Origin of the sequence: Kribbella sp. NPDC004875 (assembly GCF_042873375.1) — a bacterium.
GTDB lineage: Bacteria > Actinomycetota > Actinomycetes > Propionibacteriales > Kribbellaceae > Kribbella.
Genome location: NZ_JBIALI010000008.1, coordinates 339,613 through 360,275, shown reverse-complemented (window position 1 = coordinate 360,275; position 20,663 = coordinate 339,613). Strand labels below are relative to the sequence as shown.

The following is a 20,663-nucleotide window of genomic DNA, read 5'->3' as shown; positions in this document are numbered from 1 at the left end:
GCCCGGTCGGCGGCACCAGGTTGCTCGGTCACACCGGCCTGGTCAGCGGCACGAGGTTGCTCGGTCACACCGGCCTGGTCGGCGGCACGAGGTTGCTCGGTCACACCGGCCCCGGCGTCCAGGTCAGCTTCCCCGCGCGCAGGTCGTGAAGTACGCCGTCGATCCACTTGGCCTCGGCGACCGCGACCGCGACCTGGTACTCCGTCTCCAGCAAGGCGTACCGCGGTATCGGCTCCCCGTCGACCTGGCTCCTGAGCTCCAGTTGCAGCTCGGCGATCCGTTTCGTCAGCGACTCCCGCCGCTGCCCCAGCAGCTCACCCGCGACCTCCGGTGTCACCAGCATCACGAACGACAACGCCGCCGGAAACTCCGGAAACTCGTTCCGCGGCGTCGTGATGATCTCCGCCAGCCACTCCCGGCAGATCCGCCGGCCTTCGTCGGTCAGGTGGTACACGGTGCGCTCCGGGTACCGCTCGTCGCGCTCGGTCGCGCCGACGGTGATCAGTCCGGCCTCCTCGAGCCGCACGATCATCCGGTACAGACTCGTCCGCTGTCCGACGTTGACGACCTGGTCCTTGCCCCACTGCTTGATCAACCGCTGCAGCCCGTACGGATGCAGCGGCCCGTTCTCCAGGAGACCGAGGATCGCCAGGGCGAGGGGTGAGCGTCTAAAAGTCACATCCCCAGCTTAACGGTACAAAGACACTAGTTGCAATGTAACTAGATCCCATGTAACTATCGATCCATGAGAACAGCAGAACTGACCCAGGGCGTCGTCACCTCTCGCGACGGGACCGAGATCGCGTACTACAAGACCGGCCAGGGGCCGGCCGTCGTCGTGCTGCACGGCAGCATGGAGTCCGCCCGCAGTCACACGCTCCTGGCCGAGGCCCTCGCCGACGAGTTCACCGTCTATCTCCCGGACCGCTGCGGTCGCGGCCGCTCCGGCCCGCAACGACCGGACCACGGCGTCCACGCCGAGTTGGAAGACCTGGAGGCCGTCCTCACCGTGGCCGGCGCCGACCGTGCGTTCGGCGTCAGCGCCGGGGGAGCGGTGGTGCTGGAGGCCGCCCGGGTGCTTCCCGGACTCGAGCAGGTCGCCCTCTACGAGCCCGCGATCGTCGCCGAGGGCGAACCGCACCGTGAGTGGCTGGCCCGCTTCGACCAGGAGATCGCCCGCGGCGACGTCGCCGGCGCGATGGTCACGAGCATGTTCGGCTTCGAGATGGCACCGGCCTTCCTCAAGGTGATGCCGCGCGGTCTGCTCCGCAGGATGACCGAGAGGATGATGGCGAAGGAGGCACGCCAGGCCGGTGCGGATGCGATCACCATGCGCCAACTGGCTCCGACGATCCATGGCGAAGGCATCATCGTCGCCGAGTTGGCCGGCACCTTCGACAACTTCCGTACCGTCGACGCCGAGGTCCTGCTGCTCGGCGGCACCAAGGGCCTGCGCGGTCTCGAGCCGGGCCGCGCCACGCTGGAGAAGGTGCTCCCGCACTGCCGCCGGATCGAGTTCGACGGCTTCGACCACGGCTCGTCCTCGGATCCGGGCGGCGTCAACCCGACCGGCAAGCCCGAAGCGGTACGCCGCATTGCCGCCGAGGTGAAGTCCTTCTTCAAGAAGCAGTCGTGAGCGCCCAGTCGACAGCATCCGCGATGTCGGTCACCGGATACCGCACGGCCTGTACCAGGCGATCGGCGCCGATCACCAGCACGACCCGCTTCAACCGCTCGTACCCTCCGGCCCGGAACGTCGGCAGCCGCAAGGCCGCCGCCAGTTCCAGGTCGAGGTCGGACAGCAGCAGGTGTGGGATGTCCTCCGCCTTCGCGAACGCCTGCTGCTCGTCGGTCCGCTGCGTGCTGACCCCGCGCACCGCGACCTCCTGCTGGGCAAATTCGGACCGTCGCCCGGCGAACAGCCGGTTCTCCAGCGTGCAGCCGGCCGTCCCCGCGATCTCGTCCCATCCCGCCGGCAGTGGTGACGGCCGCCCTGTCGCTGGGTACCCGAACAGGACGGTCGCGCGGGCGTCTGCATCCACCACGTCAACCGTCGTACCCGCGGTCGACGGCAAGGCGACGTACGGGACTCTCTGACCGACAAGTTCGTGGAGGCGGTGTGCGGGCGGTTCGTCCGCGGCGTTCGTCCCGGTGAGTGAGCCGTCGCCGAGCAACCAGCGATCGCCCCAGTCCTGGAGTGCGACGAGCACCGGGAGGAGGGCTCGCCCACGGGGCGTCAGTTGGTACGCATACCGAGTCGGCCGTTCCTGGTACGCCGACCGCTCGACGATCCCGCTGTCCAGCAGGCCGGTCAGGCGCTCGGTCAGCACCTTCCGCGAGATCTGCAGAGACCCCGCGAGCTCGTCGAACCGTGAGACCCCACGGGCCAGATCGCGGACGATCAGCAGTTCCCAGCCGTCGCCGACCACCGCGAGGGACTGGGCGATCGCACAGTCCGGCTCCGGGGAGAAGCTGCTCCGCCGCACGTCCGCGCTCCTTCGAATCCGATTGCCACCACGCTAGCTGGGCCAGTAAGTTCCCAACAGGAACTCACTCTACCGAAGGGCAGACATGTACTGGCGCCGGATCGCGGAACTGCCCACCTGGCTGAGGGCCGTGATGGTCGGCCAACTGGTCAACGGCGCCGGCGCGCTCGCCTGGGTCTACCTGACGCTCTACCTCGTCGAGGACCGCGGGATGTCGGCGCAGCAGGCCGGTTTCGCGGCGGCGGCGTACGGCGTCGGTCTGCTCGGCGGCAACCTTGGCGGTGGGTGGTTCGGCGACCGCTTCGGCCTGCGTACGGCGGCGGTCGCGAGTCAACTGCTGTGGGCGTTCTCGTGTCTGGCGATGCCGTTCGTGCCCGGGCCGGCGATCGCTGTGGTCGCCGCGTTGTCCGGCCTCTTCGGCGGAGCGGGACGCCCTAACCTCAGCGCCCTCGTCACCAGCACGCTCCCGCCCGAGCGGCGCCGCGAGGGCATCGCGCTGTCCCGCACCGCGACCAATGCCAGCTTCACGATCGGCCCGCCGCTCGGCGGTCTGCTCGCGACCTACGACTTCGCGCTGGTCTTCGCCGTCGACGCGGTCACCAGCCTGGTGATGGCCGCGATCGTCTGGCGGTGGGTCCCGAGCGCCCGCCGTACGCCAACCGCCTCGACGGCCGGTCTGTGGACAGCCGTCCTCCGCGACCGCGCGGTCGTGATGGTGCTGGTGACGATCGTCGTGGTCGACACCGTGTACCGGCAGATCTTCGCGACCATGCCGCTCCTCCTGCGCGACGCGGGGACGCCGGCCGTCTCGTACGGCGTACTGCTCGGGGCCAGTTCCGTCGTCATCGTGCTGTTCGAGGCGCCACTCGCCGTACGCCTCGGCGGCCATCGCGCGACCCGGGTGATCGCGACCGGCTTCGCCCTGATCGGCGTCGGACTCGCGATCGTCGGGGTCTGGCCGGCGCTCGCCGGGGCCGCGCTGGCGATCGTCGTGATGACGGCGGGGGAGATGCTCTACAAGCCGACCGCTACCGCCCACGTGGCCGACGCCGCGCCCGAGGGGATGGTCGGGCGCTACTCCAGCCTGTATGCCGCCGCGTCGATCAGCGGGATGTTCCTCGCACCGGCGATCGGCGGTGCGACGTACCAGCACGCGCCACGCCTGCTGTACCCCGTCGCCGCAGCGCTCGCGCTCGCCGCGGGCGCCGTACTCCTGCTCACTCAGGCAGCGGCGCGGGACGGCCTTCCCAGCGAGTCGACAGCACAACCGTCGTCCGCGTCCTGACCACGCCGTTCACGCGGCGCAGCGAGCCGACAACCGCCTCGAGCTGGGTCACGTCGGCGACCCGCACCTTTACCACCAGCTCCTGGTCGCCGGCCACGAACCAGCAGTCCTCGACCGCCTCGATCTCGCGGACCTGCTCGACGATGTCGTCGGTCTCCACGTCGTCGCGCTGGAAGAGCCCGATCAGCGCACTGGTGCCGAGCCCGACCTGGTCCGGCGCGACGACCGCGCGGTACCCGAGGAGAACGCCGCGCTCCTCGAGCCGGCGGACCCGCTCCTGGACACTCGGGCCGGACAGGCCGACCACCCGGCCGAGCTCGGCCCAGCTGGAGCGGCCGTTCAGCCGGAGCGCTTCGATCAGCTGCCGATCGATTGCGTCCATGACTCCTCCTGTTCACCGCAGATTCTAAGGCTGGGAATGTCTTCAGCCTTTAATTCGTTTGTGAGAGCGTAGTTGATCTCGTATAATTTGAAGTACCGGGGTCAGTCCACCCCGGCTCCGCCGTACCAACCCAGTGAAGGAATCATGATCACCCCCGACGTTGCCCGTGCCCACATCGACGAGCGGCACCGAGTCGCGGCACAGGCCCGCCGCGCGCACGCCGTACCGTCCGCGTGGCGCCGGCTGCTGACCCGTCACGTCCGCCACAGCTGACCTCATTTCCGCGACCGGTGTTCCTCGGTGTGTGTCCCGGGGCCACCGGTCGCTGTCGTTCCGGGCGGTACGAGATAGGCTCTGCACCATGTTCTCGATCCTCGTGCCGCAGGTGGCGGCCATCACCGAAGCCACGGTCGAGGCTTCGCACATCTCCAAGTGGTGGTACGGCGGGTTCGCCCTGTTCGTGCTCGTCCTGCTGCTGGCCGTCACCGTCATCATGGGCAAGGGCCGGCCGCACAGCTGAGCGGCGCGATGGGCATGGCTGCGGTGGAGCGGGTACGACGTATCGGTGTGATGGGCGGAACGTTCGACCCGATCCATCACGGACACCTGGTCGCCGCCAGCGAGGTGCAGGCGTACTTCGACCTCGACGAGGTGATCTTCGTCCCGACCGGCCAACCCTGGCAGAAGTCGGACCGGAAGGTCTCCCCGCCCGAGGACCGGTACCTGATGACCGTCATCGCGACCGCGTCGAACCCACGGTTCTCGGTCAGCCGAGTGGACATCGACCGGCCCGGGCCGACGTACACCATCGACACCCTGCGCGACCTGTCCAAGCTGTACCCGGACGCCGAACTGTTCTTCATCACCGGCGCCGACGCGCTCGCCCAGATCCTTACCTGGCGGGACGTGGACGAGATGTTCAAGCTCGCCCAGTTCGTCGGCTGCACCCGCCCCGGGACCGAAGGGCTCGAGCTGCCGCTGGACCAGCTGCCGATGGACCGGATCACGCTGCTCGAGGTGCCGGCGCTGGCGATCTCGTCGACCGAATGCCGGGCCCGGGTCGCCAAGGGCAACCCGACCTGGTACCTGGTGCCCGACGGCATCGTCCAGTACATCGCCAAGCGTGAGCTCTACACCAACCGTTAGGACGTTTTATGCCTGCCAGTGAACGCGCCATCGAGCTGCTGACCGCGGCCGCGGAGGCGGCGCACGACAAGAAGGCCGAGAACGTCCTCGCCTTCGACGTGTCCGAGCAGCTCGCGATCACCGACGCGTTCCTGGTCGCGTCCGCCTCCAACGACCGTCAGGTCCGCGCGATCGTCGACGCGATCGAGGACAAGCTCCGGGTCGACTTCGACGCCAAGCCGGTCCGCCGCGAAGGCGCCCGGGAAGGCCGCTGGGTACTGCTCGACTACCTCGAGATCGTCATCCACGTGCAGCACGACGAGGAGCGCGCGTTCTACTCCCTCGAGCGCCTGTGGCGCGACTGCCCGGTCATCCCGCTGCCGTCCGCCGTCCCGGACGCTTCCGGCTCGGCGTCCGCGTCTGCGTCCGCTTCGGGCTCGGCTCCGGCGTCCGCTGAATGACCGCGGGCCGGTTGATCGTCTGGCGGCACGGCCGGACGGAGTGGAACCTGCAGGACAAGATCCAGGGCCAGGCCGACATCCCGCTCGACTCGGTCGGCATCGGCCAGGCCCGCGCCGCAGCTGCCCGGCTCGCCGCACTCGCGCCGACGCGACTGTTCGCGAGCGACCTCCAGCGCGCCGCGTCCACCGCCGGTGAACTGTCCGCGCTGACCGGCCTCAAGATCGAGTACGACGAGGCACTCCGCGAGATCGACGTCGACGACTGGGCCGGACTCACCATGTCCGAACTCGCCGCGATCAACCCCGAGGCAGCCGCCCGGATCCGGAGCGGTGAACCCCAACGACGCGGTACCAACGGCGAAACCGTCGAAGAAGTCGCCTCCCGCTTCTCGAAGGCGCTGGAACGCATCGCCGAACAGGGCTCGCCCGAAGACACCACCGTCGTCGCCACCCACGGCCTCGCCGCCCGCGTCGGCATCTGCCTCTTCCTCGGCATCCCGAAGGCGAACTGGCCGGCCTTCGGCGGCCTCTCCAACTGCAACTGGGTCTCCCTCCTCCCCGGTCGCAGCGGCTGGCGCATCGAAGAATGGAACGCCGGCTCCCTCCCCGAACCAGTAATGAGCGACGACCCCCAACGCTGACCCACCCCGCCCCCCAAACAACACCGCTCCACGGCGACAGTCCCCCCGTCCGCCCGTCCGCCCGCCCGCCGCCACGCCCACCGCTCCACGGCGCGCGCGGCGCTCCACCGCTCCACGGCCCGCGCGCGGCGCTCCACCGCTCCACGGCGCGCGCGCAGCGCTCCACCGCTCCACGGCGCGCGCGCAGCGCTCCACGGCCCGCGCACGCGGCGCTCCACGGCCCGCGCACGCGGCTCTCCACCGCGCCGACTCCCGCCCCAACGACACCGCTGCGCGGCTGCGGTTCTTCTAGCCGCCTCCGGCCGGCGCGCGGATTGCTTCGCGGCGTCTCGCGCTCTGCGATCAACTGCGGCGGGTCCCGCCCAAGCGGCGCGCCACTTTGCCGGCGGTCGTTGGTGGCGGCATGGTCGGCGGTGGTGCCTGGCGACAGGGAGTGGCGACTGGAGACAGGCAATAACCTGTGTCCAGTCACCATTTCCTGTCCTCAGCCCCCATCATCGGCAGCCCCGGACCCGCCGGCTACACGTGGTGCGGACCACATCAGCCCCACGAGGGAACCGATTTTTCTTTGCAGGCACTCATCCGCTAAGCTTTCCGAGTCCGCAAGACACCGCGGGGCTTTGGCGCAGTTGGTAGCGCGCTTCCATGGCATGGAAGAGGTCAGGGGTTCGAATCCCCTAAGCTCCACCGCAGGTCAGAGGCCGGTTTCCCACTCGGGAGACCGGCCTCTTGCATGACCTGAGTGACTAGCGTCCGCCGAGGGATGCGGTTGCCTCAGGCGGCCGCCCGGGACCGGTTGTAGATCCCGAGGTAATGATCGAGCACTTCGCCGGTCTTGAGCATGTTCTCGGGCTGGAGCTGACCCTGAAGGGCGTACACCCGGACGGCGGCGCGGTATCCGTACATGCAAGCCGCCAATACGCGCCATCATCCCTTTGCAACATGTTGAGGCGAGCCGATGGTCACCGATCGACGGCTGACGATCGTCGAGAGGAGGCTCCCGTGGGCAGCGTTGGACAGGCGCCTGTAGTCCCTCGCTCCTTGCTCCGGGTTCACGTCCTTGAAGAGAGCCCGTGCGCTCGCTGACCTGTGCTGAGGTCATCGGCTGCAACCCAAGACGCTTTGTTCGCGTACTCGGCCGCTGACCGGGCAAGAGAGGCAGACGAGAACGTGAGTCCGTGGTCAGGAGCAGTCACGTACTGCAGACCACATACGAAATCGAAAGAGCTGATGAGGTACGAGCCGACGACATCCTGCTCAGGTTGAGGATGGTCACCACGTCTTCGACCCGGTACGGAACCGGGGCGGGAGTTCGGTCAACGTCGCCATATCGGCCGTCATCGAATCGCTCCCCATGCGGTCTCGCAGGTGGGTGGGTGTGGGTTCCGTCGTCGTGTGACATGGGCTGTCGGCAACGAATGCGGACGGCTTGTCCAGGTTGTTGGGGGGGAAGCCGTCCCCGGCGTGACCTGCAGTGGACGGCTGGGGCGGCGCCCTTGCGGCTGACGGCATCCCGGATGATCGCTGTCCAGAGCCTGCGGCAGCGGTCGTCGTGAGTCCCTGACTTCGGTCATGTTGTCTTGCCGGGTGCGGCCGTGGGCCGCTGACCTGGGGGCTTGTTCGGCGGAGTCGCTGGATGTGCGCACAAGTGGGAGCCGTAGGGACTCTCTGGCTTCTGTGCAGACGGTGAAGAGGTCTTCGGAGGGGTCGCCGGTCAAGATCGTGTGGGTCCGCGCGGCGCGGCTCGCGGAGACGCCTGCCGCTAGTCGATTGCCGGGACGGTCCAGGTTCCGTTGAGGATCTCGGCGCGGGGGCGGTAGAGGCGAACGACATAGTTCCAGCCGTCGGTGATCGGCACACAGTTGCGCACACCATCGCCACAGCCACCGAAATGGATGACGACCGAGCCGTCCGCCTCGGGCTGCGCGGTGACGCTGTTGACGCTGTACACGCCGAGATCGTTGGGCTCGAAGAACCCGTCAGCGTTGTACACCGACACCGACCAGAACGCATCGACGGGTACATCGCGCACCGTCAAGGTGTACTCGCCCACGGGCAGACCCGGTTCGACTCCGACGTACGACGCCTCGCGATCGGGCAGGCCTCCCCACCCGGCGGCGGTAGCCAGCAGATGCCGAATCGGGTCGACTTCATCCTTCGAGCCGAACGCGTGGTCGAATCGCGACATACCCTTGGCCAGGGTGAGCACCGCGCCCCGGGTCGCGTCGAAGCTCGCCTTGTCGTAGTCGGGAGCCACGAACGGTCGCGCCGACCCGGCCTTCAGCCCGAACTGGTCCTGCAGTGCCGAGACCGCGGCGAGGTCGCCGGGGTCTGCGGGATCGACCAGTACCCGGGCCGCGATTGCCACGTACGGGGTGTCGTACGCCGCGACCGTCAACTCGTAATCGCCCGGATCGTGGAAGATTCGGTTGATGTAGTGGTCCTGGTTCACCACCATCATCGACAGATACCTCTCCCCACTGTCCGGAACCGTCATTGTGGCCCCGGCCGAGATGTCCACAATCGCAAAGCTGTAAAGGGTGTCGCGATTCATCCGGATAACCGTCTGCCGGTCGACCGGCGCCGGCTCCCGATTGTGGCTGAACCTGTTGATCCCACCCGAGTCCCGCTGCAGATCGCCAAACATCCGATCCGTCTCAGCCCGGACAAAGTTGTCCACACCAACCCGCACACTAGTCATGCCCTTGAGGGTTTCCGCCCTGCCGCCGCCACACATCACCCGCCGCGGGCGATCCGAGCCGCAGACGCTCGACGTTCGGCCGACTGCTTGCCACAGGGGTGGGAAGAATTTCACTGAGCGCGCCCGCGCTCGCCCTCATCACCTGAGCCTCAGAGCGCACTAGCCTGACCGAAGTCGGGTCCAGAGCCTGCGGCAGCGGTCGTCGTGAGTGACTAACTGAGTGACAACAGAGTGATACAGCGCCGGACAACCACGGACCTTGAGACGGGAGTCCGAGGCATCTCAGCCGCCGTCCGGTGGTCCGGTGTGATGGCATGGAAGAGGTCAGGGGTTCGATCCCCTAAGCTCCACCGCAGGTCAGAGGCCGGTTTCCCACCTCGGAAGACCGGCTGCCTTGGCTACCTTGCGGAATGCCCGACGTACGTTGGCCGCGTCAAGCTGAGTGCCGACCTCCGATGCGAACACGAGGTTGTGCTCACGCCACCGCTTCCCGGCCGCCTTCCGCCGTACCTCCTGGCGCTCCTGGTGGTCCCGCAGCGTGTGCACGCGTCGGTTCGGCAGCTCCAATGTTCGGCGGGACTTCCTTGTCTTCGTGTCGCCGTCCTCCCTGACGGATCGCCACACTTCAAGGGACGGTGGTGCTGGTGGATCGGCTGTCGGACTCCCGTCGAGATCGATGTGTGTCCAGGTCAGGGCGCGCATCTCCTCGGTTCTCGCGCCGGTCAGCAGCGAGACCACGATGTACGCCCGCATCGGTGAGTGTTCGGCGGCTGCGCTCAGGGCTCGCGCCTGCTCCAGAAGTAGGCGATTTCGACGGTCGGCCACCGGTGCCCGTCAGGATCTCGCACAGCAACACGACGTTGTACTCAACCTTCTTCCGGGCCTGCGCACGGGTGATCGCCGGAGGATCGAATGCAGGCGTCGCAAGGTGTCCGTGCTCAAGCGTTCGGCTTTGTCCGCGAGCCATTCGTCTACATCATCGGCCGACAGCTCACGGAGTTTGCGTGCGCCCACCGCTGGAATGACGTGATTGTCCGCGAGGCTCCTAAGGTTCTTGACGGTCGTGGGTCCTTTGGAGTGCAGGCCGTAGGCAAACCAGTCCTTGACCGCCTGCGCAAGGGTGTACCCCTTCGAGTCGAGCGCGGCCCGATTCTCAACTCCTTCAGCTTCTCCTTGAGTTTGCCCTTCGCCTCGGTCTTCGTCTTGGCGCTAGTGGTGATGCGCCTCCGCTTCCCGGCTGCGGTGTAGCCGACGTACAGCGCAGCCGGCGCGAACTTCCCTGCTGAGGGCCATGCACGTGAAGCGCGCCGAGAAGGGCAGGATCGGGGCCGACCAGTTCTATTTCTTGTATGAGACGAATCAGCGTCTCTAACTGTGTGTTGGGAAAGCCACTGCTGCGTCATAACGTAATGAAATGGCAAGAGCACACACAGGCAAGATGCCGAATGACCAGGTTCTGCGCTGGGCGGCCGAGGCGGTTGGCGGGACGAGCGTCGTTTCGTCCGAGGGCCTGACCCGCGGCGGGCACCGCCCTTCGGGCACGTTCCGCCTGGGAATCGAAGGACCGGCGGCCCGGCCCAGGGACGTGATCTTGAAGGTCCCTGTCCGGGGATGGATCGCTGCCGCGTGGGTGATGACGAACGCACGCGCGCTTCAGTTGGCCGAGACTCATGGCCTGGCCGCGCCGCGGCTGGTCGCTGCGGATCTCGACGGGAAGGCGAGCGGAACCGTCGCCACCCTGGAGACCTTCCTGCCCGGCAGCGCCGGTCTCTCGCCGACGGTTTCGGTCGCCCGGCTCCGCGAAGCGGGAGCGGCCCTTGCCAGGGTCCACGCCTTCAAGCTGGTTCCGCAAGCCCACTTGCCATACCGGCCGCGGCCGTGCGCCGTCGACGATCGGGCCGATGAACGCCGGCGGGGCCTGATGCCGACCACACCTTTGCTGCAGCAGGCCGACGAGCGGGTCAGGTCGCACGAGATGCCGGCAGGCGCGTCGGTGTTCGTGCATGGTGACGCCTGGGGCGGCAACATGCTGTGGGAGGGTGACCGTTGCGTTGCGCTGATCGACTGGAATACAGCCGGGGCTGGTGATCCGGGCGTCGATCTCGGCAGCCTGCGGATGCAGATGACCCTTCAGTACGGCCAGGACGCGGCGTCCCATGTGTTGGAGGGCTGGGAGCGGCAGGCGGGCCGGGAGGCGGTCGGCGTGCCCTACTGGGATGCCGTGGCCGCGCTGAACACGCCGACAGTGATGGACGGTTGGACGGGATTCGCCGACGACGGTAGCGTCCTGGACGCCGCTGCCGTCACCGAAAGGCGCGACGCTTTCCTTCGCGCCGCTCTCAGTCAGTGGTCATAAGTGGTCGCGCGTGCAGAAATCGACGCTGCTCTCTTTGGGACACCGGCCTTTTGCATGGGCTGAGTGACTGACGGTTTCGGGGCAGGATGCTGTCCATCGCTTGCCCCACTCGGTCAGCGCCGGCCACCGCCTCACAGCCTCAGCTCCATGAGTCGGTCAGGAGCGCGGTCGAAGCCCACCCTTCGGTACAGGCGGGCCGAGTTCCTGTTCGCGTTGAGCTGGACTCGGCCAACTCCGTTGGCAGCGGCCCAGGCCAGCATCTCGTTCAACAGCAGACGTCCTACACCGGCGTTTCGAGCTGCACTGTCAACGAAGACCAGTGAGACGTGCGCCCAGCGTCTGCGAGGCTGACCGGGCCGGGGCAGATTGTCGACCACGATCAGCACAAGGACTCCGATCGCATGCCCATCACGCTCAGCGAGCCACGTGGGACGGCGGTCCAGATCCGCGAGCCACACCGCTGCAAAGCGGTCGATGAACCCCGCCTCCTCAACGGCGCCCAGCTCGCGATCCATTGCCTGCTGAAGCCGCGCGACGGTCACAGCATCGGCAGCCTCGGCTGCGCGCACTCGGATGGCGTCAATCACCGCATCAACTTACCGATCGACGCGGCGCCTGGACCCCATGAGCGCGAACGTCGGGGCTGAGGTAGGCACTAGTCATCGCGATCCACTGACGTCACGCTGCCTTGCCGGCGATGTGGCTGATAACAGGCTCCGAAGGGCACTGGTGCTTTGACGGCGCGCGCTAGTGGGGGTCCTCGGGGTTGAGGGTGGCGGCCCAGTTGGTGGACCAGCGGGTGAGGGGGCGTAGGGCGCGGAAGGCGCCGTGGCCTAGGTCGGTGAGGGCGTAGGTGGTGTCTGGATGTTGCTCGACCAGGGCGGCGTCGAGTAGTTCGGTCAGGCGTTGGCGCAGGACGCTGGAGGACATGTTGTCGCAGCGTTCCCGCAGTGCGCGGAAACCGACCGGCCCGTGGTGCAGTTCCCAGATGATCCGTAGGTTCCACCTACGACCGAACAGGTCGAGGGCGGCCATCAGTGGCCGGCCGGTGCTCGAGCCTCGGACCGCGCGTCCGGGTCTGGGTGCCGCCATCCGTCGTACCGTCCCCTCTTGCTGCTTCGATATCAGACACACTATCGTGAGTTGGAGTGATTCGATTTTCGAAGCGCTTCCCGAGTCGGTTGGCACTTGACGGAGGTTGTTGTGCACAAGCTGATGGTCCTGTATCCCGAACCGGTCGATCCCGACCACTTCCGCGAGTACTACGTGAGCAAACACCTGCCGCTGGTGGCGCGGATGCCGGGCCTGCTCGCGTGGCGCTACAGCTTCGAGGTGGCGGCGGCGCAGGGCGAGACGCCGTACTTCGCGGTCTTCGAGGCCGAGTTCGCTGACGCTGCGGCAATGACTGCCGCGAGGTCGTCCCCGCAGGGCCTGCGGGTGTCTGCCGATGTCGCCAACTACGCCACCGGTGGTGTCGTCGTCTTCGACTATGCGGTGCAGAACGGCACCTGCTGAGTCCGGCCCTCAGGCGGCGCGGCGGTAGTGCATAGCTACCGCGCCGTTGCGGAGTGGTTGCGCTGAGAGCAGTTCGAGCCGGCGTGTGCTGGGCAGACCGCCCTCGTACAGGGTCGGGCCGTGGCCGGCGATCCGGGGATGCACGAGCAGCTGGTACTCGTCGATCAGGTCCAGCCGGTCGAGTTCGGTCGCGAGTTTGCCGCTGCCGAGGAGGACTCCGGCCGGCGTCGCGTCCTTGAGCTTCTGGACGCCCGCACGCAGGTCGCCGGCGATGTGGTGGCTGTTGGTCCACGGGAAGTCCGTGCGCGTCGACGAGACCACGTACTTCGGTTTGGCGTCGAGCTTGACCGCCCACTCGTACAGGGCCGGCGGCGCCTCAATGTCACCGCGGGCGACGGCCGGCCAGTAATCCTCCATCAGCTCGTAGGTGACGCGACCCCAGAGCATCGCACCGCCCTCGTCCATCAGACGGGTGAAGTAGGCATGCGTCTCGTCGTCGGCGATCCCTTCCCGGTGATCGACGCAACCATCCAGGGTCAGGTTGAGGCTGAAGGTGAGGAGTCCCATGCCCGGCGAGTTTAACGCCGGTACGGCGGCACGTCTGTCGTTCGCGCACCGCTTCAGCGAAGGACACAGGGCCGCAGCAATCCCGCTGAACCGCGTCGCCATGGTCCGAGTCGTGGTACCGGTTGTTGGCAGGATGGGTGGGTGGCTGACTTGGTGATTGCGGCTTGGCCGCCGGAGATGGTTCGGACGGCGCGGCTGGTGGTGCGGGAGGCCGAGGCGCGGGATCGGGATGGGTTTGTCGAGTTGCTCGCGTCGGGGAAGGTGCGGCGGTACTTGGGTGGGGCGCGTCCTCGGGCCGAGATTGAGGAGGCTGTGCCGGACGTGCCGGGGAGGCGGACCGGAGTGTTTGCGGTTGAGGCCGAGAACGGGTTCATCGGTGCTGTCAGCGTGAACCGACGTGACCGAAGCAGGCCTGGTCATGTGCGGCCCGAGGGTGAAGAACTTGAAGTCAGCTACACCTTTCTGCCGGAGTTCTGGGGTCGTGGGTACGCGACAGAGGCGGTGAGTGCCGTCCTGCAGTGGGTGGCGGAGGTTCTTCCAGGGGAGCCCGTCGTGCTTTGTACTCAGTCCGCCAACGAGCGGTCGGTGCGACTCGCAGGTCGTCTGGGCTTTGTTGAAGTCGAACGGTTCACGGAGTTCGAGGCCGAGCAATGGTTCGGCGTACGAGACCTCGATCCGACCCTCGCCTGAAGTGGAAAATGGTGGGCGGTGCCGGGGTGGGGGATGTCAGGATGCTGGGATGGTTGTGCGGGCGTTGAGTTTCGGGGCTGTGGCGGAGGCTTATGAGCGGTTTCGGCCGGGGTATCCGGTGGAGCTGCTCGAGTTGGTGACGGGGTACGCCGGTACGCCGGTCGCGACCGCGCTCGAGATCGGTGCGGGGACGGGTAAGGCGACGCGGCTGTTCGCGCGGGGTGGGATCGCGGTCACGGCGACCGAGCCGGACGGGGCGATGCTCGCGGAGCTGCGCAAGCGCCTGCCGGCGAACGTCACGCCGGTGCAGTCCGCGTTCGAGGACCTGCCGCTGGATTCGTCGTACGACCTGGTGTACTCGGCCGCTGCGCTGCATTGGACCAATCCCGCAGGGCGGTGGGAGCGGATGGCCAGGCTCGTTCGGCCGGGTGGCGTGTTCGCGTCGTTCGGTGTGCCGATCGGGCTGGCCGACCCGGACCTGCGCGAGGCGGCGCGGGTTGCGCGGGCGCCGTACCTGGGGGAGGACGGCGTACCGTCGCCGGACGGCACGCCCGCGGATCGCCCGATGCAATGGCCCGGCACGGAGCTCCAGCAGACCGAGTGGTTCACCGATGTTCGGCAGGCGGTGATCGATCGGCGGTTGACGATGAGTGCTGAGAACTACATCGGGCAGCTTTCGACGGTCTCGGCGTACGTGATGCTCGCGCCGGCCGACCGGGCCGAGGTCTTCCGCCGCACTCTCGAGGTCCTCCCCGAGACCGTGGAGGTCGACGCCGAGATCGCCGTGCACCTCGCCCGCCGCGTCAACTAGGCCGTCGGAGGCTGCTCGTCAGCGCGGGGATCATCACGCCCGCGGCGACGAGGTGCAGTGCCAGCAGAGCGGTAACGGTCGTGGCGTTGGCCCCGGAGATGGTGGGCGGAACCAACGAGACGGCGGTCAGTGCCGCGGTCGTCCGCAGGAACGGTACGGCGGGGCGCGCGGTCCAGCGGCGTAGCGCGACGGCGATGACGACGCCCACGAGTGAGAAGAAGCCCGTTACCACGGCGAACCCGGCCACCGGGATGGATTCGCCACCGTCGGGGATCTCGAAGTCGACCCCGACGGCTTGGGCAAGCGCAGCGACGAGCGTGACGGCCAGCATTGTGGCGAGGGCGGCGATGACGCCGGTCCGGACGAGCCCACGGACACCACGGCCTGCGACGACCCCGGTGGCGTTCATTCGGCATCTGGCGTGAGGCGCGCCGGGAGTCCGAGTCGTGGGAACTGGTCCGCGTGGAACGTGGTGATCTCCGCGATCGCCCCGCCCGTGATGCGCAGGACGTCGATCGTCAGCGGCAGGTAGGTGTCGTCCTGCAGGAGATAGAACGCGACGGCGGGCTGCCGGTTCACCGATGTCGGGACGGCGCGCAGGCCCTTCATCCCCTCGAAGCCGCTCTCGCGCCAGTCACTCACGACAGCGTCGCGGCCGACATACAGCCCGGGTGTGGGTGGCATCGAGCAGCGGACGTCGTCGCGCAGCATGGCGGCGAGTACGTCGATGTTCGTGGTCACGCTGGCTTCGGTGTAGCGGCGTACCAGGTCGCGGGTGCTGGTGTCCTCGTCGGTGCCGGTCCAGTCCTGTCGCTCGGCGGGCAGGTGCTCCCGCAAGCCGGCGCGGGCTCGCTGGAGTGCGCTGTTCACGGAGTTGACGGAGTCGCCGAGGAGGTCTGCGACGTCCTTCGCCGGCCAGCCAAGTACGTCGCGCAGGATCAGTACGGCGCGGGGGCGCGGCGCGAGGTGCTGTACCGCTACCAGGTACGCCAGCTCGATCGTCTCGCGGGCGAGGGCGGCGGTTTCCGGCTCGTCGGCGTGGTCCGCGGGTAGCTCGTCGAGGAGTTGGTCCGGGTACGGCTGCAGCCACGGCACCTCGCCGTCGGTTGCGGGCTCCGGGCGGCGTGCGGCGAGCAGGTCGAGGCAGGCGTTGGTGGCGATCCGGTACAGCCAGGCGCGGAACGTCGAGCGGCCCTCGAAGGTCTCCCGCCGGCGCCAGGCGCGCAGGAACGTCTCCTGCACGGTGTCCTCGGCGTCCTGGAACGACCCGAGCATCCGGTAGCAGTGCACATGCAGCTCCCGCCCGTGCCGCTCCGCCAAGCCGGAGAACGCCGCCTCGTCAACCGCCCCGAGACGCCCGCCGCTCAGGCTGCTCCCGCCTGCACTGTTCACGGTGTGCCCCTTCAGCCGCGTGTCCGTAACCATAACCTCGTCCTTCCGTCCGATCATGTGCCGTTGTAGGTATGACGGGTACGGGCGCGAGAACTCATCACCAGCCGCTGTCGGATTCCGGGCGACGCGTTCGTGGCGGGGGTGAGAGGTGGCCGGAGGGCGGTTGCCGGGACAAGGAGCGACGTGATGCCGAAGTACCTGATCTCGTTCGAGAACGGCGCGATGAACCACTTCACCGAGGAGGACTGGCCGGTCGTGGGCAGGGACTCCCATGCGGTGGTCCAGGAGGCGAAGGACGCCGGCGTGTACGTGTTCAGCGGCGGGCTCGACTACGGGGACGACGTGGACCATGTCGTGGTGGCAGGCGACGGGATGGTCGTCGACGGTCCGTACCCGGAGAGTAAGGAGCTCATCGGCGGCTTCATGATCGTCGACGTACCGGACCGGGAGACGGCCCTGGTGTGGGCCTCGAAGAACGCGGTCGCCTGCCGGTGCGCGCAGGACCTCCGCGAGTTCCTCGACGACCCGGCTCAGACCGCCTGAGCCACGGTTCCGGGTGCCGTCTTGCTGATGACGTCGTCGGTCACAGCGACGATCGTACGGCGGGTGCTGTTCGCGAGGGCCGTCCGTGCGTACCGTGGGCTGGGTGTGATTGAGGAGGAACGATGACCGACGAACCCTTCGAGACGTCCGAGGATGCCCGTCGCGACCGGCGTGAGCACGGTGGTGCGCCGACGAGCCCGAACGACGACGAGCTGGCCCGCCGTACCGAGCAGGAACGGGTGGAGGCCGGCATCGACGCCTACGACCCGGACGACGTACCTCCGGCGACCGACGACCCGGTCCCGACCGACCTCCGCGACACCGAGGAGTACCAGGAGGCCGAGGCGGAACTCCGCCACGAGGAGGCCGAGGGCGAGATCTACCCGCTGACCGACCGCCACCCGTTCCCGCCGTCCCACTACGACCGTTTGTAGCGGCGGCCGCTAGGCCGCGCCCGTCTTGCGCGTGAAGGTCAGGTGGGTGATGCCGGTCGGGGTGGAGACGGGCTCGATGTCGTAGCGGGACTCCAGGCCCTCGAGGCCGTCCCAGAGGCGGACGCCGCGGCCGAGCAGGATCGGGACCTGGGCCACGTGCATGTAGTCGACGAGGCCCTCGGCGAGGAACTCGCGGATCACCGTCGCGCCGCCGCCGAGCCGGATGTCGGCCCCGTCCGCGGCCTTGCGCGCCTCGGCCAGGGCGTCGGCGGGGGCGGCGTCGAGGAAGTGGAACGTCGTTCCACCCGCCATCTCGATCGGCGGCCGCGGGCGGTGCGTGAGCACGAAGACCGGCGAGTGGAAGACCGGGTTCAGGCCCCACCAGCCCTTCCAGTCGGGGTCGTCCTGCCAGCCCGGCGGGCCGAACTTGCCGGCGCCCATGATCTCGGCGCCGATGCCCTGCCCGTGCTGACTGGCGAACGCGTCGTCGGCGCCGAGCGTGCCGCCCTCGAGGCCGTCCATGGCGTGGAACGTGCGAGTGCCGACGTACCAGTCGTGCAGGCGTTCGCCGGCGTGCCCGAACGGTGCCTCCAGTGACAGGCCCTCGCCGGTGCCGAACCCGTCGAGGGAGATCGCGAAGTTGTGGATACGGACCTTGGACATCTGAGCACTCCTAGCGACTCGAAGGTGTTGTCACGAGCAGGTCGGAGCCACCACGGCCATCTTGACACCGCACCGGCGAAGAACCTTTTTGTCGCGGGTTCAGTGTCGAAATGAGTCTCATTACCGTGGCCCCGGGCGGGGCAGGGTGTCCCGGCGAAGGAGGACGCGAGGATGAACGACAGTCCGCACCTCAGGCGGAGAGCGGTCCTGACCGGCATGGCGGGGGTCGCGGGCGCCGCGGCCTTGTCCGGAGGTACGGCGTACGCGGCGCCCGGGCGTTACCCGGCGGCCTGGCCCGACGGCGAGCCGTACGGCGTCGCGGACACCCGGCTCGATCTGTGGCCGCGGGACGACAACTCCTTCGTGCTACCACTCGAGCAGCGCCCTCGTGACGAACAACGAGTGTGGATGCGCGACACCTACGTCAACTGCTTCATCGTCGACGGGCAGCCCCTGTACGTCGCGACCGGTACGACGCGCGCACCAGGCCTCCCCGCCGCCGGACCGTGGAACGACGGCATCTTCGTCTGGACCGCGCACTCCCTGCGCGGCCCGTGGCGGCTCGCGGACACCACGGGGATCCGCGATGCCGAGAAGGGCAAGGTCTGGTCACCCGAGTTCGCCGGCGAGAACACGCCGGGCCGTACCGTGGTCGCGCCCTGGCAGGAGTACTGGGACGACCACGGCCAGTTCGGCAAGCGCGGGAACGTCTGGGCGCCCGAGATCCACTACTTCCGCGGCACCTGGTACATCGTCGCCTGTATGGGCGACCACTCACAGAAGGTCGGCTCGTTCCTGCTGATCAGCGAAGGCGGCGTCGAGGGTCCGTACCGCGTTGCCGAGGGCAACTACGACAAGCCGTTCGGCGACTCGTTCATCGGCGGCCCGGCGTTCATCAAGCCCGGTGCGTACCACCACATCGACGGCGGCCTGTACTCCGAGGGCGACCAGGCGTGGCTCGTCCTGCACAACAATCTGTACGCGCCGTTCCGGGACGACATGGAGGACATCGTCCCGACCACCAACCTGCCGCTGTTCCAGCAGAGTCCGTACAGCCCGGAGCCGTACCTCGAGGGCGCCTACGTCTTCAAGTACGGCGGGAAGTACTACCTCATGCACGCCGCCTGGGACCGCGCGTCGACCAACCCGGACGGAAGTACCCGCAACGCCTACGACCCGCCCGGAACTGGACGCACGCAGTACCAGTACGACCTGGTCATGGCGGTCTCGGACCACTTCGAGGGCCCGTACTCGCACCGCTGGACGGCCGGCGTCGGCGCCGGTCACAACAACGTGTTCCAGGACGTCTCCGGCCAGCTGTGGGCCACGTTCTTCCGCAACCCGGCCTTCGGGTACTGGGCGGATCCGTCCCGCAGCGGTGACGCCGCCGTACCCGGGGTGGTCCGGATGGAATGGACCGGGCCGCAGAGCAACCGGCTGTACGTCCAGCGTCGGAGGCCTGCGTGAGGCTCGTAGCCATTATCGCTGCGCTGATCCTGGTGAGCGGCGGCCAAGCGGCCGCCGCTCCGGCGCCCTCACTGCCCGCACTAGGTGCCCTGGGCGCCAACTTCAACGAGAACCTGGACCAGGTGAACTACCGCGAGCTGAAGTCGGCGCACGCCACCTGGATCCGCGGCTTCTATGCGCTCCCCGAGGCCGACACCACGCCGCCCGAGAACAGCAAGACCCTCACGGCGATCCGCGACGCCCACGACCGCGGCTACAAGACCGTGCTCAGTCTGAAGTTCCCGAAGAACAATGCCTCCTTCCCGGCGCCTGGCAGCCCGGAGATGGCCGCCGAGCTGGCTCGCCTGGACCGGGTCCTGCCGTTCGTCCTGGGGGTCGCCGACGTCGTCACGATCGGCAACGAACCCTTCATCGAGAGCCTGCCGGCCGAGCGCGACGCCCGGCTGAACGAGTTCTACGAAACCGTCGCTCGCCACGTCATCGAGAAGAACAAGGCGACGAAAACCCATCTGTACATGGGCGCGATGAACCGCCTCGACCTGCCGCAGAACCAGACGCCGGCCGCCGAGCGGTACCTGCGGTTCGTCCGCGAGACGCCCGAACTCGAGGGCGTCGACCTGCACCCGCACATCCCCGACGAGGCCGCCACGCAGGCCTTCCTCGACTACGTCCTGCCCAAGCTCCGGCCGGAGCAGACGTTCCTCGTCACCGAGTTCTCCCTGGTCTGGTACTGGCAGCAGCACCTGAAGGACACCATTCCCGCGACCTTCGCCAAGCGCTACGGGTACGCCGCCGATACGCAGGTCTGGCAGGTGATCGGTGACGCGATCAAGAACCCGTTCCCGTCACACAAGTGGAACGAGTTCCTCTCGAGCAGCCCGTGGTTCGAGTCCAAGAAGCACTTCCTGCGCGACGAGATGCAACTCTTCCGCGCGACGGGCCGGCTCGCGGTGGCGACGTACGGCTTCCGGCAGATCCCGTCGATGACGGCGAACTGGAGCGCCACCAAGGTGCCGTGGCTGCTGAACTGCGTCTACGCGCCGCTGACCGTGCAACCGGGCGGCAACGGGCTGGCGCCGGGCTACGCCTGGATCAACGACTTCCGCGCCCTGCAGTGAACGAACCCGTGGGCCCCTGTGCAGGG

General features: G+C 68.0%; 27 protein-coding genes and 1 tRNA gene. 16 read left to right on the top strand and 12 right to left on the bottom strand.

What is annotated here, in order from left to right; translation table 11 throughout:
- Nucleotides 1–100 precede the first annotated feature (100 nt).
- The gene (locus ACFYRH_RS37825) at nucleotides 101–679 is read right to left on the bottom strand and encodes a PadR family transcriptional regulator (protein ID WP_387785099.1); all 579 of its coding nucleotides are present in this window, start codon (nucleotides 677–679) and stop codon (nucleotides 101–103) included.
- A 66-nt stretch (nucleotides 680–745) separates the two neighbouring features.
- Between ACFYRH_RS37825 and ACFYRH_RS37820 the strand changes: the two genes are divergently transcribed.
- Complete coding sequence (locus ACFYRH_RS37820) at nucleotides 746–1,636, top strand: alpha/beta fold hydrolase (RefSeq protein WP_387785098.1); 891 nt, start codon at nucleotides 746–748, stop codon at nucleotides 1,634–1,636.
- Here ACFYRH_RS37820 and ACFYRH_RS37815 read toward each other — a convergent pair.
- The gene (locus ACFYRH_RS37815) at nucleotides 1,620–2,486 is read right to left on the bottom strand and encodes a winged helix-turn-helix transcriptional regulator (RefSeq protein ID WP_387785097.1); all 867 of its coding nucleotides are present in this window, start codon (nucleotides 2,484–2,486) and stop codon (nucleotides 1,620–1,622) included. The two genes, ACFYRH_RS37820 and ACFYRH_RS37815, sit on opposite strands and share 17 nt — an antisense overlap.
- 85 nt (nucleotides 2,487–2,571) lie before the next feature.
- Between ACFYRH_RS37815 and ACFYRH_RS37810 the strand changes: the two genes are divergently transcribed.
- Entirely contained in the window at nucleotides 2,572–3,771 is a 1,200-nt protein-coding gene (locus tag ACFYRH_RS37810; protein ID WP_387785095.1) for an MFS transporter, read from the top strand.
- Here the strand turns inward: ACFYRH_RS37810 and ACFYRH_RS37805 are convergent.
- Nucleotides 3,704–4,153, bottom strand: coding sequence for an Lrp/AsnC family transcriptional regulator (locus ACFYRH_RS37805; RefSeq protein ID WP_387785094.1), 450 nt, complete (start codon nucleotides 4,151–4,153; stop codon nucleotides 3,704–3,706). The two genes, ACFYRH_RS37810 and ACFYRH_RS37805, sit on opposite strands and share 68 nt — an antisense overlap.
- Nucleotides 4,154–4,297: 144 nt before the next feature.
- Between ACFYRH_RS37805 and ACFYRH_RS37800 the strand changes: the two genes are divergently transcribed.
- The 6 genes from ACFYRH_RS37800 to ACFYRH_RS37775 all read left to right on the top strand — a co-directional run bounded on the left by ACFYRH_RS37800 (nucleotide 4,298) and on the right by ACFYRH_RS37775 (nucleotide 7,067).
- Entirely contained in the window at nucleotides 4,298–4,426 is a 129-nt protein-coding gene (locus ACFYRH_RS37800; protein ID WP_387785093.1) for a hypothetical protein, read from the top strand.
- A gap of 88 nt (nucleotides 4,427–4,514) precedes the next feature.
- Nucleotides 4,515–4,673, top strand: a complete 159-nt coding sequence (locus ACFYRH_RS37795; protein WP_387785091.1) for a hypothetical protein — start codon at nucleotides 4,515–4,517, stop codon at nucleotides 4,671–4,673.
- An 8-nt stretch (nucleotides 4,674–4,681) separates the two neighbouring features.
- Nucleotides 4,682–5,299 carry a nicotinate-nucleotide adenylyltransferase gene (gene nadD / locus ACFYRH_RS37790; RefSeq protein ID WP_387785090.1) on the top strand — a complete coding sequence of 206 codons (618 nt, stop codon included), beginning with the start codon at nucleotides 4,682–4,684 and terminating at the stop codon, nucleotides 5,297–5,299.
- An 8-nt stretch (nucleotides 5,300–5,307) separates the two neighbouring features.
- Nucleotides 5,308–5,739 (top strand): ribosome silencing factor, encoded by a 432-nt coding sequence (gene rsfS / locus ACFYRH_RS37785; RefSeq protein WP_387785089.1) that lies wholly within the window; start codon nucleotides 5,308–5,310, stop codon nucleotides 5,737–5,739.
- Nucleotides 5,736–6,380, top strand: coding sequence for a histidine phosphatase family protein (locus ACFYRH_RS37780; protein WP_387785088.1), 645 nt, complete (start codon nucleotides 5,736–5,738; stop codon nucleotides 6,378–6,380). Before rsfS ends, ACFYRH_RS37780 begins: the two co-directional genes overlap by 4 nt.
- Nucleotides 6,381–6,994: 614 nt before the next feature.
- A tRNA-Ala gene (locus tag ACFYRH_RS37775) sits at nucleotides 6,995–7,067 on the top strand.
- Nucleotides 7,068–7,154: 87 nt separating this feature from the next.
- Here ACFYRH_RS37775 and ACFYRH_RS37770 read toward each other — a convergent pair.
- The 3 genes from ACFYRH_RS37770 to ACFYRH_RS37760 all read right to left on the bottom strand — a co-directional run bounded on the left by ACFYRH_RS37770 (nucleotide 7,155) and on the right by ACFYRH_RS37760 (nucleotide 9,906).
- Nucleotides 7,155–7,286, bottom strand: coding sequence for a hypothetical protein (locus ACFYRH_RS37770; RefSeq protein WP_387785087.1), 132 nt, complete (start codon nucleotides 7,284–7,286; stop codon nucleotides 7,155–7,157).
- An 856-nt stretch (nucleotides 7,287–8,142) separates the two neighbouring features.
- Nucleotides 8,143–9,195 (bottom strand): DUF1254 domain-containing protein, encoded by a 1,053-nt coding sequence (locus tag ACFYRH_RS37765; protein WP_387785085.1) that lies wholly within the window; start codon nucleotides 9,193–9,195, stop codon nucleotides 8,143–8,145.
- Nucleotides 9,196–9,438: 243 nt separating this feature from the next.
- On the bottom strand, nucleotides 9,439–9,906 hold the full coding sequence (locus tag ACFYRH_RS37760; protein WP_387785084.1) for a tyrosine-type recombinase/integrase: 468 nt from the start codon (nucleotides 9,904–9,906) through the stop codon (nucleotides 9,439–9,441).
- Between the two features lie 613 nt (nucleotides 9,907–10,519).
- Here ACFYRH_RS37760 and ACFYRH_RS37755 point away from each other — a divergent pair.
- Nucleotides 10,520–11,437 (top strand): phosphotransferase family protein, encoded by a 918-nt coding sequence (locus tag ACFYRH_RS37755; protein WP_387785083.1) that lies wholly within the window; start codon nucleotides 10,520–10,522, stop codon nucleotides 11,435–11,437.
- A gap of 131 nt (nucleotides 11,438–11,568) precedes the next feature.
- Here the strand turns inward: ACFYRH_RS37755 and ACFYRH_RS37750 are convergent, their stop codons facing one another.
- Together ACFYRH_RS37750 and ACFYRH_RS37745 are read right to left on the bottom strand one after the other, a co-directional pair.
- The gene (locus ACFYRH_RS37750; protein ID WP_387785082.1) at nucleotides 11,569–12,024 is read right to left on the bottom strand and encodes a GNAT family N-acetyltransferase; all 456 of its coding nucleotides are present in this window, start codon (nucleotides 12,022–12,024) and stop codon (nucleotides 11,569–11,571) included.
- A gap of 160 nt (nucleotides 12,025–12,184) precedes the next feature.
- Complete coding sequence (locus tag ACFYRH_RS37745) at nucleotides 12,185–12,472, bottom strand: winged helix-turn-helix transcriptional regulator (RefSeq protein WP_387785080.1); 288 nt, start codon at nucleotides 12,470–12,472, stop codon at nucleotides 12,185–12,187.
- 168 nt (nucleotides 12,473–12,640) lie between these two features.
- Between ACFYRH_RS37745 and ACFYRH_RS37740 the strand changes: the two genes are divergently transcribed.
- Nucleotides 12,641–12,952 carry an EthD family reductase gene (locus ACFYRH_RS37740; protein WP_387785079.1) on the top strand — a complete coding sequence of 104 codons (312 nt, stop codon included), beginning with the start codon at nucleotides 12,641–12,643 and terminating at the stop codon, nucleotides 12,950–12,952.
- A gap of 9 nt (nucleotides 12,953–12,961) precedes the next feature.
- Here ACFYRH_RS37740 and ACFYRH_RS37735 read toward each other — a convergent pair whose 3' ends face one another.
- Nucleotides 12,962–13,519 (bottom strand): dihydrofolate reductase family protein, encoded by a 558-nt coding sequence (locus ACFYRH_RS37735; RefSeq protein WP_387785078.1) that lies wholly within the window; start codon nucleotides 13,517–13,519, stop codon nucleotides 12,962–12,964.
- A gap of 141 nt (nucleotides 13,520–13,660) precedes the next feature.
- Between ACFYRH_RS37735 and ACFYRH_RS37730 the strand changes: the two genes are divergently transcribed.
- Both ACFYRH_RS37730 and ACFYRH_RS37725 read left to right on the top strand, forming a co-directional pair.
- The gene (locus ACFYRH_RS37730) at nucleotides 13,661–14,209 is read left to right on the top strand and encodes a GNAT family N-acetyltransferase (protein WP_387785077.1); all 549 of its coding nucleotides are present in this window, start codon (nucleotides 13,661–13,663) and stop codon (nucleotides 14,207–14,209) included.
- A gap of 79 nt (nucleotides 14,210–14,288) precedes the next feature.
- The gene (locus ACFYRH_RS37725; protein ID WP_387785076.1) at nucleotides 14,289–15,020 is read left to right on the top strand and encodes a class I SAM-dependent methyltransferase; all 732 of its coding nucleotides are present in this window, start codon (nucleotides 14,289–14,291) and stop codon (nucleotides 15,018–15,020) included.
- Here ACFYRH_RS37725 and ACFYRH_RS37720 read toward each other — a convergent pair.
- Both ACFYRH_RS37720 and ACFYRH_RS37715 read right to left on the bottom strand, forming a co-directional pair.
- Entirely contained in the window at nucleotides 15,013–15,429 is a 417-nt protein-coding gene (locus ACFYRH_RS37720) for a DUF6069 family protein (protein ID WP_387785075.1), read from the bottom strand. The two genes, ACFYRH_RS37725 and ACFYRH_RS37720, sit on opposite strands and share 8 nt — an antisense overlap.
- The gene (locus tag ACFYRH_RS37715; RefSeq protein WP_387785073.1) at nucleotides 15,426–16,445 is read right to left on the bottom strand and encodes an RNA polymerase subunit sigma-70; all 1,020 of its coding nucleotides are present in this window, start codon (nucleotides 16,443–16,445) and stop codon (nucleotides 15,426–15,428) included. Before ACFYRH_RS37715 ends, ACFYRH_RS37720 begins: the two co-directional genes overlap by 4 nt.
- A gap of 153 nt (nucleotides 16,446–16,598) precedes the next feature.
- Between ACFYRH_RS37715 and ACFYRH_RS37710 the strand changes: the two genes are divergently transcribed.
- Together ACFYRH_RS37710 and ACFYRH_RS37705 are read left to right on the top strand one after the other, a co-directional pair.
- Complete coding sequence (locus tag ACFYRH_RS37710; protein ID WP_387785072.1) at nucleotides 16,599–16,955, top strand: YciI family protein; 357 nt, start codon at nucleotides 16,599–16,601, stop codon at nucleotides 16,953–16,955.
- Between the two features lie 122 nt (nucleotides 16,956–17,077).
- The gene (locus ACFYRH_RS37705; protein WP_387785070.1) at nucleotides 17,078–17,389 is read left to right on the top strand and encodes a hypothetical protein; all 312 of its coding nucleotides are present in this window, start codon (nucleotides 17,078–17,080) and stop codon (nucleotides 17,387–17,389) included.
- A 9-nt stretch (nucleotides 17,390–17,398) separates the two neighbouring features.
- Here ACFYRH_RS37705 and ACFYRH_RS37700 read toward each other — a convergent pair whose 3' ends face one another.
- Complete coding sequence (locus ACFYRH_RS37700) at nucleotides 17,399–18,052, bottom strand: dihydrofolate reductase family protein (RefSeq protein WP_387785068.1); 654 nt, start codon at nucleotides 18,050–18,052, stop codon at nucleotides 17,399–17,401.
- A gap of 171 nt (nucleotides 18,053–18,223) precedes the next feature.
- On the opposite strand from ACFYRH_RS37700, the gene ACFYRH_RS37695 reads away from it, so the two are divergent.
- Entirely contained in the window at nucleotides 18,224–19,519 is a 1,296-nt protein-coding gene (locus tag ACFYRH_RS37695) for a family 43 glycosylhydrolase (protein ID WP_387785066.1), read from the top strand.
- Nucleotides 19,516–20,637, top strand: a complete 1,122-nt coding sequence (locus ACFYRH_RS37690) for a hypothetical protein (RefSeq protein WP_387785064.1) — start codon at nucleotides 19,516–19,518, stop codon at nucleotides 20,635–20,637. Before ACFYRH_RS37695 ends, ACFYRH_RS37690 begins: the two co-directional genes overlap by 4 nt.
- Nucleotides 20,638–20,663 lie beyond the last annotated feature (26 nt).

Excerpts from the sequence above, each read along its gene's own strand:
- ACFYRH_RS37820 (WP_387785098.1), top strand. The coding sequence starts at position 746 with ATGAGAACAGCAGAACTGACCCAGGGCGTCGTCACCTCTCGCGACGGG.
- ACFYRH_RS37810 (WP_387785095.1), top strand. The coding sequence starts at position 2,572 with ATGTACTGGCGCCGGATCGCGGAACTGCCCACCTGGCTGAGGGCCGTG.
- ACFYRH_RS37805 (WP_387785094.1), bottom strand. The coding sequence starts at position 4,153 with ATGGACGCAATCGATCGGCAGCTGATCGAAGCGCTCCGGCTGAACGGC.
- ACFYRH_RS37800 (WP_387785093.1), top strand. The coding sequence starts at position 4,298 with ATGATCACCCCCGACGTTGCCCGTGCCCACATCGACGAGCGGCACCGA.
- ACFYRH_RS37795 (WP_387785091.1), top strand. The coding sequence starts at position 4,515 with ATGTTCTCGATCCTCGTGCCGCAGGTGGCGGCCATCACCGAAGCCACG.
- nadD (WP_387785090.1), top strand. The coding sequence starts at position 4,682 with ATGGGCATGGCTGCGGTGGAGCGGGTACGACGTATCGGTGTGATGGGC.
- rsfS (WP_387785089.1), top strand. The coding sequence starts at position 5,308 with ATGCCTGCCAGTGAACGCGCCATCGAGCTGCTGACCGCGGCCGCGGAG.
- ACFYRH_RS37780 (WP_387785088.1), top strand. The coding sequence starts at position 5,736 with ATGACCGCGGGCCGGTTGATCGTCTGGCGGCACGGCCGGACGGAGTGG.
- ACFYRH_RS37770 (WP_387785087.1), bottom strand. The coding sequence starts at position 7,286 with ATGTACGGATACCGCGCCGCCGTCCGGGTGTACGCCCTTCAGGGTCAG.
- ACFYRH_RS37755 (WP_387785083.1), top strand. The coding sequence starts at position 10,520 with ATGCCGAATGACCAGGTTCTGCGCTGGGCGGCCGAGGCGGTTGGCGGG.
- ACFYRH_RS37745 (WP_387785080.1), bottom strand. The coding sequence starts at position 12,472 with ATGGCCGCCCTCGACCTGTTCGGTCGTAGGTGGAACCTACGGATCATC.
- ACFYRH_RS37735 (WP_387785078.1), bottom strand. The coding sequence starts at position 13,519 with ATGGGACTCCTCACCTTCAGCCTCAACCTGACCCTGGATGGTTGCGTC.
- ACFYRH_RS37720 (WP_387785075.1), bottom strand. The coding sequence starts at position 15,429 with ATGAACGCCACCGGGGTCGTCGCAGGCCGTGGTGTCCGTGGGCTCGTC.
- ACFYRH_RS37715 (WP_387785073.1), bottom strand. The coding sequence starts at position 16,445 with ATGGTTACGGACACGCGGCTGAAGGGGCACACCGTGAACAGTGCAGGC.
- ACFYRH_RS37710 (WP_387785072.1), top strand. The coding sequence starts at position 16,599 with ATGCCGAAGTACCTGATCTCGTTCGAGAACGGCGCGATGAACCACTTC.
- ACFYRH_RS37705 (WP_387785070.1), top strand. The coding sequence starts at position 17,078 with ATGACCGACGAACCCTTCGAGACGTCCGAGGATGCCCGTCGCGACCGG.
- ACFYRH_RS37700 (WP_387785068.1), bottom strand. The coding sequence starts at position 18,052 with ATGTCCAAGGTCCGTATCCACAACTTCGCGATCTCCCTCGACGGGTTC.
- ACFYRH_RS37695 (WP_387785066.1), top strand. The coding sequence starts at position 18,224 with ATGAACGACAGTCCGCACCTCAGGCGGAGAGCGGTCCTGACCGGCATG.